Below are 15032 nucleotides of genomic sequence, written 5' to 3'. Positions count from 1 at the left end.
CATTATGTCAGAAACGCCTTAACAGAGGTTCAAAAAATGTGATGAATATTGAAGTGATTGTTAACTCGTTTTTATCATGAAGAGACCATTTGCCTCCACCGTTTCCACGATGTTGTAAATGATCGCTCTTGCCTTGGCTCCGCGCGGCGTGTTGCTAAACTTTCTTCCAATCACAGTCGACTTAATCAAGCGTTCGCTTCGATTATTCTAACGTTGTGCATGAAAAAAAGCGGAGCAAGGATTCATCTCCCCTACGCCGGTACACATGCCACCATATTATATTTATTTGACCCACTTCACAACATCATCAAACGGTCTACGTGTTTTCGGTCCCGGCTCTTTTTTGCGATAACCGAAGGCAATCATGACTGAGATGGTAAAGTGTCCGTCTTCCAGCAGCCCTTCCTCGTCTAACAGCTGGTTCATTTTCTCAATGTCAAAGCCTTCGATCGGACATGAGTCAATGCCGATTTGCGCCGCAGCCGTCATCATGTTCGCAAGCGGTATATACGTCTGCTTGACGGCCCAATCGGTAAGAAAGCGTTCATGATCCAGGAGCTTGAAATCATGTCTCTGGAACTCTTCAAGTATTTCAAGCCGCCTTGTTAGGTATTCCTTCGGAACGTCTCTGACCTGCTGCTCTTTCAGGTAGGCGGAGTCATATCTTATATCCAGTGGGGTCCGGGCAAGAATAATGACGAAATGACTGGCCTCCGGCAGTTTGCTGGCCGCTCCATACGAAGAGTTTTTTATTTTGTTCCGAAGCTGTTCGTTTTGAACAACAACAAATCTCCACGGCTCAGTGCTAAACGAGCTGGGCGAGAGCCGACCCGTTTCCAAAATAAATTCAAAGTCGTCGTCGGAGATGGTTTTGCTAGGATCGAATTCTTTGGTTGCATGCCGAAAACGATGAACTTCCAAAATTTCTTCCTTGGTCATTGTCATGATATATTCTCTCCTTCTTAACTTACATTTAATAAAGAACCCCCGTTGCCAGGTAGACACGCTGAGAATCCGAAAAGCGTCGGCATCTTTCACTTAACGCCTCGACGGCTTCACAGAGCAACTGCGGATCAAAGTCCTCCTGTAGCGTGATGCGGGCGTACCAACATGAATGAAGCGAAGCGTAGGTGCGGGTAGGAACGGATTCAGCTGCGGACACACACTCTGGTCTGCAACATTTGCATGCACGATACCCATGATCTTTTGCTTCTCCAAACGATAAAATATTCGGACATTTTTTACGGCGTTCTCAATCAAATTCTGCAGTATACGCTTCAAGTGTCTCGTGGGCATAAGAACCCCTAGGGATCGTTCCGGAGCAAGCACCCGAAGCTGTAGCAACTTGGGTTCAACTGCGGCGAAAATCACGAAAGCAGCTCGATCAGACATGTCAGTTCTTATCGTAATCGATTATTCTGCTCACAAATGAATGATGCAAAAAACGTTACAGCTTTTTTAGCTCTCGCAAAATTTCCTCCGGGCTTTGACGCTTGATTATAATTCTCAAAAAAATCGGAGTTATGTAATGTAGTTTACAATCTCCATTTTTATTTTTGAAATTGTGTAAAACGGCAGAACTATGTAAAGTAGATTACTGACACCGATTCGGCCGGCATGTTAATCTGCAAGAATCAGGCAGCCTGCCATGGACAATGGGTTATCAATTAACCGCATCTTTTTTCCTGGCGGGAGAAAATTCTCTAATTAAAAAATAAGAATGCAAACGTGAAAGGAGAATACGGATGTAGATACTCGTTTTAGGAGGAACAGCGTTTTTGGGTCGCCGGATGGTTCGTCTATTGCTCGCGGAAGCTCATGATATGACCATTGCATCTAGAGGTCAGACTCGATGACTTTGGCGATGCCGTGACCCGAATAAAAAGCGGACCGGACGAATTTAGGATCGGTACGTATTGATCATAACTACATAACCAATTGACATCTGTAAACTATATTACAGAATCATTATTTTATAATTGCTACATTGTTACGATGAAAGACTAAAAAAAGGTGTGAAACCAACATTGAAGAAGGATTGGAATTGGAAGTTCAGGCCATAAACTCAAACAATTCGTACGCATCTGCCGTGTTTGGAAAATTCTTAGAAGACTTTCGTAACAAAGGTGTAGGCAAGGGACTAAACATCTGGAATGTGTCACCGGATTTCACATTGGAAAACGCGACTGAAAATGGATCACGTTATCAGAGGAATTGATTAAAGGTCCTATCATTTTCATTTTCCACAGAGGAGAATGGTGTCCATTTTGTAATTTGCAATTAAAAGCCTATGAACGCATCATGACTGATATTAAGTCAGCGGGTGCCCAACTTATAACTATCAGTCCTCAGACGCCAGATAATTCTTTATCGCTAAAAGAAAAGCAAGGACTGAGTTATATTGTGGTAAGTGAAAGTGATCGCCAAAATAAAGTGGCTGAAATGTATAACTTGAAATATACACTCCCCGATTTCATGCAAGGCATTTTAAGCATGTTACCTAATATAAATGGAGATAATTCGTTTGAACTGCCTGTCCCTGCGACTTATGTCATCGATCAAACAACCGAATCAATGCCTGCGTTTCAGATATTAATCACAGAACGAGAATGGAACCGTCAGAAGTTTTGGAAATCGTGACGTCACTATAATTGAGAAGCCTAGGATGCATTGACATAATGAGCCTTATAGAGCATGATGAATGGACAAAAAATTCTATAAGATTGAGATACCTTTTCCCTGAATTGGAGGATTGTTACATGGAGGAATGCCAAATGAATAAATTATGGTATTTATCTCAAATCAGCATTTTTGAAGAAATGACCAGTGAAGAAATGAAGGAAATTGATTTACTAAATACCATTCGCCATTTCAAATGGGTACCGAAAGACGCATTGGTTCAAACACCTGATACCATTCTCGAAAGTCTTTCTTTCGTCAAAGAAGGCAAGCTTAAAGTATACAAATTAAATGACAGTGGGAAACAGTTCACTCTAGGTATATTGACTCATGGGAACATGTTTGGGGAAATCAATTCCTTCTCGTGTGGTACTAAAGATGTTTACATTGAAGCCATGGAACCAACACTGGTTTGCTCAATATCCGAAGCGCAATTCGACCGGCTTATGATAAGCAGACCGAGGCTGGCGTTGAAATTTCTAAAAGCGGTCAGTGAACGGTTGAAGGAAAGAGAAGAACAGTTAGAACAAATTGCATTTAACGGTCTCCGCGAACGGGTGATTCATCTGTTAACGATGCTTAGTTCAAAATTTGGTATCATCGTAGATGGTTATGCTTTAATCGATCTCCCTCTTACGCACCAAGAGATAGCCAACATGCTTGGTGTAACTCGGGAAGCCGTCAGTGGAGTCATGAGTGGGCTTGTGAAGGATGGAGTTATCAAAACGTCTCGTAAGTCTGTTCAGATAGATGCCGCGATGCTGATACCCGGCGATACCTGAACCAGCATCTCTTGCACGGCATTCACCCAGCCCAGACTTGCATCGAGTTGAACCGGCACAGTCGGCATGTTCATTGACACGCTAATTCCCCGCCAATTATTGTGCAGTGTGAAGAAATTGGGCAGCAGGCTTGATCTTGATAAGAAAAATGACACCATATTGATGTCTAAATCTGATCTTTTATCGATATTTGCCTGTAAATCAATTTTGAATCTTTCAATATCTAACGCACCTCAATTCTAAGTTGGTGATTCAACAGACTACGGCATCCAATCGTGTGTCGGCTGCCGTACTTCTCAGGAACGGAAAGGCATAGACACACTTCAAACGATAATAGACGGTGCATCATGGCGAATGTGGTCTTAATACGGATAATCGTGATGGATTAAAAACTAGAAGAATTTTCATTTCGTCAGGATACTTTTGCTCCAATGTGGATTGATGATGTTATTGATAATTACATTTCAGAGGTCAAGATAAAACAATGGCGATCAGAAATGCAATTAACGATTATTTACAGTAACAATGCTATGAATCTATTTTTAAATTCGTCTAACTACAATTTTACGTAATTATAAAAGAAGAAGCTGGGCGTCACACCAAAGCCGCTTCTTCTTTCCCCCCAACCCCACTTAAGTTTTGTATTTAACAACCGGAAGCTATTTTAGAGGGTTACGTTGTAATTAAAATAAAAATGCCGGGCAACTTTAAGGTGAAGACCAAATCCGCCGAGAGACGTTACTGGCCTTTCGTATATTCTGATCTATGGTAATTCGGTGCTCGGTTGAAACAAACGAAAATTGTATGTCCATCGCAACTCGCCATGACATTCAAGTAAAAATACTGAGTCGGCATCGCCACTCCAGCTTCTACTTCAAAAGCCAGAGGGCGATGCCTCCTCTCTATTTTTTTATTCAAGATACCAAAATAGGCTTTGGTGATCGAATTTACTCGTTTGTAGATTGCCTGGTTACTCCTATACCCCCGAATGAAAATGTGGATCACTTATCGGACTCCAAAGTTCACTTTTTTCATTGTATTCAAAATTCATAGCGTTAGCCTTCGCAAATAAGTCAACCGCGTCACCAACAACATAACCTTTGATCTCCAAAAAGTCACGCATTTGCTCCTCCGTAAACTGAACTTGACTCATATACATTTCTCCTTTTTCAGGTATTAGGATTTTTATCGACTCTGCAAAGCAGATTCTGATTTTGTCCGGCAGCAGAAGCGGGAGCATATTAATGGTTTCGATCAGATCGGCATATATGAAGACTAAGGGAAATTCCTCCATATCAATAAAGCCTTCCAAGTGATATTCCCCAATCACATCAGAAGCTTCGCCCAACTACGGAATAACACCACCCATTCTTTTGTCATATCAGCACGACGCTTGATCCGTACCAGCTCTCCAAGAGAAAAGGCAGGTAACCTGGCAATTTTAATCGTCATACTAACACCTTTCTACTTGCTCAATCGAAGTCACGGACTTGATTTGCAGTCAAAAAAGTTGGCTTCATTTGCCCTAATTGAGCATTAAAGTTAATTTCCGAAGCGTAGATGCTTTTGATATGAAACAGATTGTTCATCACCATAGAATAAAAGAAACTATCGAATAGCTGCCGTGATCTGTCGTTGTCAACCATTCGCACTAAGATTGGTATGTTTTGCCTTCCGTTATCATGTATCGGGAAAAGGCGCCGAAGCATTTCGAGCGAAGTGATATACTCCGTCACTCTCTTTATATCCACTCCATAATGGCCGCCGTAACGATCCGCTAAGGCAATCGATTTCTTCACTTTCACATCATCATCGGAAAATAATTGATTCCTTATATTCTTCTTCTCCACTTCATCACCATCTGCGATCAATAAATCAAAAACGGTATCAACCTGATAATATGAATTACTGGCCTTGTAAGACGATACTTGTTGGACTAAGTTACGGAAAAAATATCCTCCATTCCCTCCTGCACCAAGTTGTCTGATCACAAAGTTTACGTACTTTTTTCTTAGAGACAGATCGTTTTCATGCATCCACCCCGATAATTTTAAGTGTGACACTCGCACAACTCCTTTTAACTGAGAGCCAATACAGGAATCTATGTTCGTCTACCTTAGCCATCCATCCTTTAAATCGTTGATTGCGAATAAATGATGTACGCAACTGGACTTCCTGCCAATCTGCGAAGCAGCGTCAATTGGCCGATATGGCTGGTCGCGTCCGCTAACGGTCCCTGAACAAGCTTTTCGACAATGCTTTGCTCCGGTATAAATTGCAAGATGGCTTGATCCAATTGTTCGACTATTTTATAAAATCGCTCCGCTTCTTCATACCAGCCTTTAGATTCAAGCCGTACGCGCGGCGAACCGGCAATCGCTGAACAGCAGTTTTGTAACAATTGCGATATGTGACATACAATTTCGATCGCCGTCCTGACGCCGGAACCGGCATCAAATGAAGCAAAATCGCTCGCTGTTCCGGAAATGGCAACCGTGAATCGGAACTTCATAACAGCCAGCCAATGACGAAGTAATTTTTCGGCGTTTATGAGCGAATCACTTCACAGAAAAACTTCGAGTCAGAGGCCTACAGAATTAAAACCGACCTCCCCACCGAAGAAATGAACCTTCTCAAGCAGAAGCTCAATTCAATTTCTTCCAGGATAACAAGTTTCTCCAGTGCTGAATATTGTCATCTAGGCAAAATAAAGCTCCCCATTCAGTAGCAGGTTTTTATATTTCACCTGTTTACCTTAAGGGGAGCATATCAGTAGCGGCGATCTGCTCCTGTTTAAACCTAATGTTTGCATTAACACTAGTATGACCCCAAAAACATACGGTGCTATGACGGCTCTTCCCATCCGGCATTTAATCTCATCAAATCGGGCCCCCGAAACATCATTGTATGGTGCTATGCCGATGATGCTCTTCAGGTTTGATACGGACAACAATCAATAATTGTGAAATGACTACTGTCCGGTCATCCCTGCTTCCAGATAGATTGAAAATTCACGAAGGAAAGGTAGTAAACAAATCTCTTAATTCATGAAGCATAACTTCCTGATATTCGTTGCTAGCATGATAGAGCTCGCCGATCTCCCGATATATTTGGTTCAATTTCTCCTTATAATCGGCTTTCTGTTTATCTGGATTGTTCTTTTTAAACCGATCCATCACGGCCTGAATATAGGCTGGACGCGCTCCCCATCTGCCTAGAACATCTCCGGACGCATTCAAGATAACCGCGATCGGCTGCGCTCGCCCCCCATCCGTGAGAAAGTGATCCATGGTTTCCATATGCTCTTCCATGAGCAACACTTCAGTCGAAATGCGGCTCTGCTCCATCACTCGAAACAGTATGGGGACGTTCCAGATGACGTCCGGGCACCAATCCGTGCATAGAATCAAACAGTGCAGGTCGGAGCGATTGTTTAAAGCGGTAAAGAATGCTTTCTGGTCTTCTTGCGTCCATGTGAAATTCTCGTAAACGGAGATAAACTGCTCTTTGGTATTCGGGATATTACTGTTTTCTATCGCCCGAATCTGCATGTCATCCATGAACTGTTGAGGAGAAATCCCTTGACCGATTTTGTGTGTTAAGTTCAATCGTGCTTCCATTTCTTCACGCACCTTCTTCATAATTTTTGGGACACTGCGGACTGCGGATCTCATAAAACTTAGTCCTTCGAAGAATCATTTTCAAACAAGTGAAGGTATTTCCCGTATCCTTCCTTCTTCAGATCCTCTTTCGGAATAAAGCGAAGCGTTGCCGAGTTAATGCAATAACGCAACCTGCCTTTTTATTACCAGGATCGCTCAAGACATGAAAGCATAATTCATGTTTTTCTTTCATGGAAAGAGAATGATCGGGAGTTTGAGGACTAATCAAATCAAACTGGCGCCAAATGCTCGTACATCTCCCATGATACGTTCATATGCCCTTAACTGCATGTTACAATACGGGTACCATTCATCATGATAAAAATATGAATGACCGGGCCTTTAGCTAACTCTTCGGACAAAGTAATAGGTTCACCTAAAGGATTGTTCAGACTCAGGCCTGCTCGATAGCCGCCTTCAATCGATCTTTCGGTTGTACCCCGACGAGTTGGTTCACGACTTGCCCGTCTTTGAATATTAACAGGGTGGGGATACTCATGACGTTGTATTTGGCCGCGGATTCCGGATTATCGTCCACGTTGATTTTTACGATTTTGACTTTATCGCCGATCTCGGCGGACAGTTCGTCCAGTACCGGAGCGATCATTTTACAAGGTCCGCACCAAGGCGCCCAGAAATCGACGAGCACAGTGCCCGCTGCGGTCTCATTTTGGAAAGTAGCATCTGTTATCGGTTGAATTGACATGGCATATGCCTCCCTTAGGAATGATTGGTTGATTCGTTATGCGAAAATTTTAAGCGTGCTGCTCGGACAAGAACCGTTCCGCATCCAGCGCGGCCATACAGCCGGTGCCTGCCGACGTAATGGCTTGGCGGTAAATGCGGTCCTGCACGTCGCCGCAGGCGAAAACGCCAGGTATGGCGGTTTGGGATGTGCCCGGAATGACTTGCAGGTAACCGAGCTCATCGGTTGGCAGCTGCCCGCCCAAGAAGCCCGTATTCGGCGTGTGGCCGATCGCCAGGAAAATCCCGTCGGCTTCCAGCAGCTCCTCTTCGCCTGTTTCGTTGTTACGAACTTTCAGTCCGCTTACGCCCATCGGCCCCGCCGTTACTTCGAGCGGTGTCCGGTTCAGGCTCCAAGCGATCTTCTCGTTGCCGCGCGCGTGATCCTGCATGATCTTGGAAGCCTTCAGTTCATTGCGGCGATGCACGACGCGAACTTCGGACGCGAACCGGGTCAGGAATTGCGCCTCCTCCATCGAGGTATCTCCGCCGCCAATCACGATGATTCTCTTGTTGCGGAAGAAGAAGCCGTCGCAGGTCGCACAGGTGCTGACACCTCTGCCGATATTCTCGGTTTCGCCGGGGATGCCCAGCTCTTGGCCGATGCGCCTGTCGAAATAATCAACGAATCAGCCGTCAATTGACCGCCGTCCTCCAAGACCAGCGTGAACGGCCGCTTGGACATGTCCACTTTCGTCACCCGTCCCGGCTGAATCGTAGCGCCGAAGCGCAGCGCTTGCTTGCGCATGTTATCCATCAGCTCGGGACCCATAATCCCGTCCGGGAACCCCGGGAAGTTATCGACCTCGGTTGTTGTCGTCAATTGGCCGCCGGGTTGAATTCCTTCAATAACAAGTGGAGCAACATTCGCTCTTGCCAGATAGATCGCCGCCGTTAGACCGGCCGGACCTGTACCAATAATAATCGCTTTATAATGCATAGGAAGGCCTCCTCTTCTGTTTTCATCCATATCGCGGAGCATTTAAATTGTTTACAAATAGATATAAAGCAAAATTTACTTTGTCTGCAACTGTATTGTACACAAATTAAATAGTTGCAGCTGTGTGCGTCGTTGTCTAGACTTTCCTTCACTTCCACAACTCACCTGCGTGTTCATCAAACATTCGTCCTATATTAATTATCCACCATTATCCACCGCCTTCTACCATGTGAGAACCAACCGCCTGGACGGCGGTAAAGACTGTACGCAATTTATGGAGACATTGTAGTCAAATTCCTCAATAGTGAATTGATAATAAGGTTTAAATCGAAGAGGTAGCGGCATTGTTAATGAGAATATCAATGCCTCCGAAAGCGGTGATCGTGTCTGTTACGGCACTTTTAATTGCATTCACGTCACTGCTTAGATCCACCAGTCACCGGGTACTATTTTTCCAGATAAGGCTAATTAACTCATTTTCGAGCATCTCCTTTAATACAAATCTCGTTCATTCCTATTTTATTTTACCACCCAATTCTTTTATTATCTGTAAACCAGATTACAATTGGCCAACACAATCGCGGCTATTCAAAACTTACTGTCAAATATCCACTCATTGAAAACGCTTCGATGACGAGTCGCTTTCATTATGTCAGAAACGCCTTAACTAGCGGTTCAAAAAATGTTATGAATATTGAAGTGATTGTAAACTCGTTTTTATCATGAAGAAGTTTTAGCAACACTGCGGTTATAGGATGACATAAAGTTCATACCTGAGGGCGAATTAAGGCAGTTAGATATTCACCTCACTAACATCGAATTAAACGAGTATATTCCAATAATTTTATTGCTCCGTGTGACAGGTTGGAGAATTTCTGACGTGCAGTATAGCTGAGAAGTATCCGAAAATTGAATTCACACTTCATGAGGGAACCATTACTGAAATAAAGGAACGGCTTGAATCCAGGGAGGTTGATGTTGGACTTATCGTTCCTTCCGGCCATCACGATGAACTCATAACATTCCATTTGTACCGTGAAGAAATATACACGGTATTTAAGGAGAATGATCCTCTTGCCGCGAAGTCCGTTATTCAGGCGGTCGATCTCATGGATCAACCCTTGATTATTTGCAATGCCGGCTGTAAACCTCCCATAATGGATTGGTTTGAGCAATCCGGAAAACAACCTCAAATAAAATATGTACTCAATAATTACATGACAACATTAAATATGGTCCAGGAAGGATTAGGTATTGGAATCATGTCTGAACTGGCTACAATGTCCACTACATCTTCCATCGTAAATGAACGCGGAGCTTTCATTTACGTAACTAGAACCTCCTCTACCTTTTGGGCAGACAAGACAATCTGGCCATAAGCTTTTAGGTGATAATGGGAGTCGAATATGGATATTTTCGTGGAATATTGATTCGTCCGTTGTATCTGTGTTACGAAGCTATCATAAAAAAGCACAAGTTTGGCTGAATAGAAACTCACGATCGGGAATTGAAAGGTAAAGATTGTTTAAATTCTCCCAAACCCGTCTGCCGATCGCCTTGAAATTATATTCCCATACAAAATCGTTTCCACTGCTCATACTCAATTATGACAGCTTTATTACACGAATACAGATTCCAGATATCCCCTCACTTTGAACAGGTGTCTTTGCATACTTACTGTGCAAATGTCCCAATTTCACTCCGTTTTTATAAATGAGTAAACTTGGAATTCCCATAACCTCGTTTTCTTCCGCAACCGTCTGGAATTGTTCCACATCGATTGCATAGAAGTCCTTATCTCTATTTTCCGCTACTATATCACCAATAAACCGGTCCATGTTTTTGCAATCGGGACACCAGGTTGCGTCGAACTTAACTATCGTATATTGATCCCGATTAACCAAATCGCGAAAACGTTCTGCCGATTGTAGTCTTTCCATTATTAGTCGCTCCTTATAAAGTGATTTCATATTACACATTTAATTATTCCATAGAGTATCAATACATAATACTCGCCTAATTCCTAATTAACTTATCGGATGTTTCTTCCAAAAATCGTTCGCAATCCATCGCAGCAATTGCACCGCTGCCGGCCGAAGTAATCGCTTGCCGGTAATGAGGATCCTGTACGTCACCGCAAGCGAATACGCCTGGAATACTGGTTTCCGATGTTCTGGGCTTTACAATCAAATATCCTTGTCTATCGGTCAGAAATTGTCCGTCAAGAAACTCGGTATTCGGATGATGGCCAATCGCTACGAAAATTCCATCCGCTTCGAAGATTTCTTCGTCGCCGGTTTGATTATCGCGCACCTTAAGTCCAGACACTCCCTTCTCGCCCGGGATAACCTCGAGAGGTATCCGATCTAAACTCCATTCGATTTTTTCATTTTGTCGTGCCCGGTCCTGCATGATTTGAGAAGCTTTCAGTTGGTTTCTTCTGTGCACGACACGGACTTCTTTGGCGAACCTCGTCAAGAAATGCGCTTCTTCCATCGCGGAATCGCCTCCGCCTACAACGATTACCTTTTTGCCTCGAAAGAAAAAGCCGTCGCATGTAGCACAAGTGCTCACGCCGCTTCTGATATAATTATGCTCGTACGGTATGTGAAGTAAATTCGCGGTAGCCCCTGTCGAGAGGATGACGCTCTCGGAGATAAGCGTCTCACCGCTTTCCAAGAACAAACGAAACGGACGGCTCTGTAGATCGACTCGGCTCACCCGCCCGGATTTAAACTTGGCTCCGAATCGCTCCGCTTGTTTTCGCATATTATCCATCAGATCCGTTCCCAAAATCCCGTCTGGAAAGCCGGGGAAGTTTTCAACATCTGTTGTCGTGGTCAGTTGTCCGCCGGGTTGGGTACCTTCGATAACAAGAGATGCTCCAGATTCGCCCTTGCCAGGTAGATCGCTGCGGTTAAACCAGCTGGTCCAGTACCGATTACAATTGTTTTGTACATCATAAGCAACTCCTTATTTAGATTATATAAAATAATATTGCAAACAATTTATTGGGGTAAAGATGTACAAGTAGCGTTAATTTCGAGCTTGAGAACAATACATCTTTATTTACCGCTAACACGAATATCATTGTCCGATAAATGATTGATGGTTTCGTTCAATGTCCTCAGTTCATCTGTCGACATGCCGCTGGCTGAGAGTAGTGATAAGGGAATACATAACGCCTTTCCCTTCAATGCTGTACCTGTGTTTGTAAGCTTGATCATAACTACTCTTTCATCTTCCTTCGAACGTTCCCGACGAATTAGCCTCATACGTCAGGATGGCAAGGTCTGCGAACCCACCTTGGATGTAAGACCTTCCGCCTGAGCTTGCGTTCCGTTTCTGGTGGCATAGTACCGAGCAAACCTTACGGAATAACCCAATATGTAGAGAACCACCAGGGAAGCGAGAACATTCAGGACGATCAGAGACACGTACAAGTCAAATAAGTAGCTTAGTAGACCGACTCCCACGATGGGAACAATAAATCCGATGTAACCCGCAAAGTAATAAGTCGTTATCACCTTCGGCCGCTCCGATGCATTCGGAAGCTCGCCGGCCAGTCGCAAGCTAATCTGGAACGTCCAACCGCTGCCCAGCGCCTGAACGAGCACCCCGATCCACATTAGGCTTATGCTTCCCGACGTCCCGGAGAGAACGACAAGCCAGGCTCCGCAAGCCAATAAAGCGATACCGATCCGAAGGCGTACGACCGGCTGTTTGAACCAAGGCAGCATTTGCATCATCGTGCCGCCCCCCATAAGTAGTAGAATCAGGAGACCGGACACGGCAAGGTTGGAAGTGTGAATCACGTTTTTCACGAACGAAGGAATCAAGGAGAGAACGGTTCCGTTCAAGGTAAAAAGCGTGAAAACGGGTAGCGCACTAAACGACCAGAAATGAGGCTTAATGTCGTTAGACACCCCGAGCGAGATCGATGTCGCTCGACGGCGTTCCTTCCGAGCTTGAAAATCCTCGTCCTGCAACGTTTCCAGACTGACCCAAGCGCTCAGCAACAGAACAGTCAAAAGCCAAAACGGTGCGCGCAGAGGCATCAGATGCAGATACTCGATGATCAAACCGGCCAAGGCAGGTCCTAGACCGAAACCAACGGAAACGGCCATACCCGATAACAGAATCGCCTTGCCCGCTTTCTCTTTGGACGTATGCTTCAACAAGAACGCGACTGCGGTGCCCGTAAAGCTTCCATAAGCGATTCCTTCCAGCATTCTCGCCCCGTAAACGAGCCAGGCCTGATGGCTTGCCATAAAGAGAAGCGTGGCCAGGATCGACAACAGGATGCTGATGCGAAGAACCCGCTTCAGCCCCCAACCGCTTCCTCTGGAGCCGACAATGAGCAAAGTGGGCAGCAGGAAGATCGCATACATAGCGAATAAAATGGTGATTTGTAGACTGCTTAATCGGTACTGCTCCTGATACAACGGAAATAAAGGCGCCGTAAAAGAAGTTCCTGTGGACATCATGAAGATGACCCATAACATTTTTTTCATAGAGAACGACCTCTCATTAATTGGATGATGATTTTATTGCTTTCTTTTTACTGAGGACCGGATGGCATTCGCCGTACCGGTCCTCTATCATTACTTTGCCCAATAAGGGGCAATCTCTCCGGAGTCAATCACGGCCATTACGCGGTCGATAGCTGCCTCCATCTGCCTCATTAATCCGCTTCAGCCACTCGCTCCGCCCACGCATTGACCTCTTCAAGCCGTATACGCTGCTTGAGAGCCAACACAGGAATCTATGTCCGTCTGCCTTAGCCATCCACCCATAAATCGTTGTTTGCGAATAATTGATGTACGCAACCGGACTTCCTGACAATCTGCGAAGCAGCGTCAATTGGCCGATATGGCTGGTCGCGTCCGCTAACGGTCCATGAACAAGCTTTTCGACAATGATTTGCTCCGGAATAAATTGCAAGATGGCTTGATCCAATTGTTCGACTATTTTATAAAATCGCTCCGCTTCTTCCTACCAACCTTTAGATTCAAGCCATACGCGCGGCGAACCGGCAATCGCTGAACAGCAGTTTTGTAACAATTGCGATATGTGACATACAATTTCGATCGGCGTCCTGACGCCGGAACCGGCATCAAATGAAGCAAAATCGCTCGCTGTTCCGGAAATGGCAACCGTGAATCGGAACTTCATAGCACCCAGCCAATGACGTAGCAATTTTTCGACGTTTATGGCCTGAGGTTGAGAATTATTTTCCACTCCTCTATCCCCTCTGTATCAACAAAATGTTCGCTTGAGGACGCTGGACGTCTGCGGTCTTTGTGGGCTATTTAAACGCACGACCAGGGAATACAGCCCTGCTCGTGCGCCTGCCCGCTCCGATTGTCGCTGAACCCAGCCATACAAGCTTCTCCCGTATCACCAGCATATATGGATATGTCAGGTCTTATCGTAAGGCACGAATGATGCAAAAAACGTTACAGCTTTTTTAGCTCTCGCAAAATTTCTTCCGGGCTTTGACGCTGCATGAAATTCGGATTGACATAGGAGGAGCGAATAATGGCGCTCTCATCAATCATGAATGTAGCCGGAATCGGCAAAACCCATTTCGAGGTATTGTTGTACTCCGCAAGATCGAGTCCAATACCTTCCATGAGTTCCCTTACTCCCAGCGGAACATCGAAGAGCAGATTGTACTTGGCCGTTACCAAGCCGTTCGGATCGCTAAGGACTTGAAATTCCAATCCTTCCTTCTCCTGAAGGGATAACGAGTGATCCGGCTTTTGTGGGCTAATCGCTATAAGCTGCGCTCCTATCGCCTGTATTTCCGGTAATATCTGCTGGTAAGCCTTTAATTGCATATTGCAAAAAGGACACCATCCTCCGCGATAGAAGACCAGCACAACCGGTCCTTTCGCGAGCTCTTCAAATAAAATTACATCCCGGCCTAGTGCGTTTGTTAATTTAAAATCCACCGCCTTTTCGCCTGGTTGCTTCCCGGAAGCGATCCCCGATTTCTGAAGTTCCTCAATCATTTGACCGATCTTGATCTGCGCTTCAATCGGTGAATTGGCCTTAAACTGCTGAGTGGCCGCTTCCAGCTGTTCGGTTAAATTTTGGTTGCTCATCGTTCTGAAACCTCCAATATCGAATGGATAGCTTGATTATAAATTCAAATTAAAGCGGAGTTCAGTGAAGTAGATTACAGTTCTCCATCATAGTTTGAAATACGAAATTCGGAAG

General features: G+C 44.7%; 18 protein-coding genes and 3 pseudogenes. 4 read left to right on the top strand and 17 right to left on the bottom strand.

Annotated elements, in window-relative coordinates:
* Positions 1-60: 60 nt before the first annotated feature.
* The 3 genes from AC58UU_RS32510 to AC58UU_RS32500 form a co-directional block, all read right to left on the bottom strand.
* Positions 61-189, bottom strand: a complete 129-nt coding sequence (locus AC58UU_RS32510; RefSeq protein WP_497321680.1) for a hypothetical protein — start codon at positions 187-189, stop codon at positions 61-63.
* Positions 190-282: 93 nt separating this feature from the next.
* Complete coding sequence (locus tag AC58UU_RS32505) at positions 283-945, bottom strand: NAD(P)H-dependent oxidoreductase (RefSeq protein ID WP_464650198.1); 663 nt, start codon at positions 943-945, stop codon at positions 283-285.
* 93 nt (positions 946-1038) lie between these two features.
* A complete protein-coding gene (locus tag AC58UU_RS32500; RefSeq protein ID WP_497321679.1) occupies positions 1039-1392 on the bottom strand; it encodes a hypothetical protein in 354 nt (117 codons plus the stop codon).
* 359 nt (positions 1393-1751) lie between these two features.
* Here AC58UU_RS32500 and AC58UU_RS32495 point away from each other — a divergent pair, with 359 nt between their 5' ends.
* From AC58UU_RS32495 to AC58UU_RS32485, 3 genes are all read left to right on the top strand, one after another.
* Positions 1752-1856, top strand: a complete 105-nt coding sequence (locus AC58UU_RS32495) for an NAD-dependent epimerase/dehydratase family protein (RefSeq protein WP_497321719.1) — start codon at positions 1752-1754, stop codon at positions 1854-1856.
* 340 nt (positions 1857-2196) lie between these two features.
* Positions 2197-2640 (top strand): peroxiredoxin-like family protein, encoded by a 444-nt coding sequence (locus tag AC58UU_RS32490; RefSeq protein WP_497321718.1) that lies wholly within the window; start codon positions 2197-2199, stop codon positions 2638-2640.
* Positions 2641-2774: 134 nt separating this feature from the next.
* Positions 2775-3461 (top strand): Crp/Fnr family transcriptional regulator, encoded by a 687-nt coding sequence (locus tag AC58UU_RS32485; protein ID WP_497321678.1) that lies wholly within the window; start codon positions 2775-2777, stop codon positions 3459-3461.
* Between the two features lie 976 nt (positions 3462-4437).
* Here AC58UU_RS32485 and AC58UU_RS32480 read toward each other — a convergent pair.
* The 7 genes and pseudogenes from AC58UU_RS32480 to trxB (AC58UU_RS32450) form a co-directional block, all read right to left on the bottom strand.
* Positions 4438-4809 (bottom strand): hypothetical protein, encoded by a 372-nt coding sequence (locus AC58UU_RS32480; protein WP_497321677.1) that lies wholly within the window; start codon positions 4807-4809, stop codon positions 4438-4440.
* 124 nt (positions 4810-4933) lie between these two features.
* Complete coding sequence (locus AC58UU_RS32475; RefSeq protein ID WP_497321676.1) at positions 4934-5524, bottom strand: ubiquitin-activating E1 family protein; 591 nt, start codon at positions 5522-5524, stop codon at positions 4934-4936.
* A gap of 68 nt (positions 5525-5592) precedes the next feature.
* A complete protein-coding gene (locus tag AC58UU_RS32470; RefSeq protein ID WP_497321675.1) occupies positions 5593-5973 on the bottom strand; it encodes a hypothetical protein in 381 nt (126 codons plus the stop codon).
* A gap of 499 nt (positions 5974-6472) precedes the next feature.
* Positions 6473-7135 carry a thioredoxin family protein gene (locus AC58UU_RS32465; RefSeq protein ID WP_497321674.1) on the bottom strand — a complete coding sequence of 221 codons (663 nt, stop codon included), beginning with the start codon at positions 7133-7135 and terminating at the stop codon, positions 6473-6475.
* A 5-nt stretch (positions 7136-7140) separates the two neighbouring features.
* Positions 7141-7254: pseudogene (locus tag AC58UU_RS32460) on the bottom strand (methionine sulfoxide reductase); the annotation flags it as partial.
* Between the two features lie 263 nt (positions 7255-7517).
* Positions 7518-7829, bottom strand: a complete 312-nt coding sequence (trxA, locus tag AC58UU_RS32455; protein WP_497321673.1) for a thioredoxin — start codon at positions 7827-7829, stop codon at positions 7518-7520.
* Positions 7830-7878: 49 nt separating this feature from the next.
* Positions 7879-8807, bottom strand: a pseudogene (gene trxB, locus AC58UU_RS32450) (thioredoxin-disulfide reductase).
* An 875-nt stretch (positions 8808-9682) separates the two neighbouring features.
* On the opposite strand from trxB (AC58UU_RS32450), the gene AC58UU_RS32445 reads away from it, so the two are divergent.
* Positions 9683-10186 (top strand): LysR family transcriptional regulator substrate-binding protein, encoded by a 504-nt coding sequence (locus AC58UU_RS32445; protein ID WP_497321717.1) that lies wholly within the window; start codon positions 9683-9685, stop codon positions 10184-10186.
* A gap of 225 nt (positions 10187-10411) precedes the next feature.
* Here AC58UU_RS32445 and AC58UU_RS32440 read toward each other — a convergent pair whose 3' ends face one another.
* The 7 genes and pseudogenes from AC58UU_RS32440 to AC58UU_RS32410 all read right to left on the bottom strand — a co-directional run bounded on the left by AC58UU_RS32440 (position 10412) and on the right by AC58UU_RS32410 (position 14917).
* Positions 10412-10747, bottom strand: coding sequence for a thioredoxin family protein (locus AC58UU_RS32440; RefSeq protein WP_497321672.1), 336 nt, complete (start codon positions 10745-10747; stop codon positions 10412-10414).
* A gap of 76 nt (positions 10748-10823) precedes the next feature.
* Positions 10824-11767: pseudogene (gene trxB, locus AC58UU_RS32435) on the bottom strand (thioredoxin-disulfide reductase).
* Between the two features lie 105 nt (positions 11768-11872).
* Positions 11873-12082, bottom strand: a complete 210-nt coding sequence (locus AC58UU_RS32430; protein WP_497321671.1) for a winged helix DNA-binding protein — start codon at positions 12080-12082, stop codon at positions 11873-11875.
* Between the two features lie 3 nt (positions 12083-12085).
* Positions 12086-13321: an MFS transporter gene (locus AC58UU_RS32425; RefSeq protein WP_171643147.1), complete on the bottom strand. Its 1236-nt coding sequence runs from the start codon at positions 13319-13321 to the stop codon at positions 12086-12088.
* Positions 13322-13445: 124 nt separating this feature from the next.
* Positions 13446-13766 (bottom strand): hypothetical protein, encoded by a 321-nt coding sequence (locus AC58UU_RS32420; RefSeq protein WP_497321670.1) that lies wholly within the window; start codon positions 13764-13766, stop codon positions 13446-13448.
* A 36-nt stretch (positions 13767-13802) separates the two neighbouring features.
* A complete protein-coding gene (locus AC58UU_RS32415; RefSeq protein ID WP_497321669.1) occupies positions 13803-14006 on the bottom strand; it encodes a hypothetical protein in 204 nt (67 codons plus the stop codon).
* A 260-nt stretch (positions 14007-14266) separates the two neighbouring features.
* Positions 14267-14917, bottom strand: a complete 651-nt coding sequence (locus AC58UU_RS32410; RefSeq protein WP_497321668.1) for a peroxiredoxin-like family protein — start codon at positions 14915-14917, stop codon at positions 14267-14269.
* Between the last annotated feature and the right edge of the window lie 115 nt (positions 14918-15032).

The organism is Paenibacillus sp. JT22N1, from assembly GCF_059692155.1.
The sequence above is the reverse complement of the archived record's forward strand: the minus strand, read 5'-3'. Positions and strand labels throughout refer to the sequence as shown.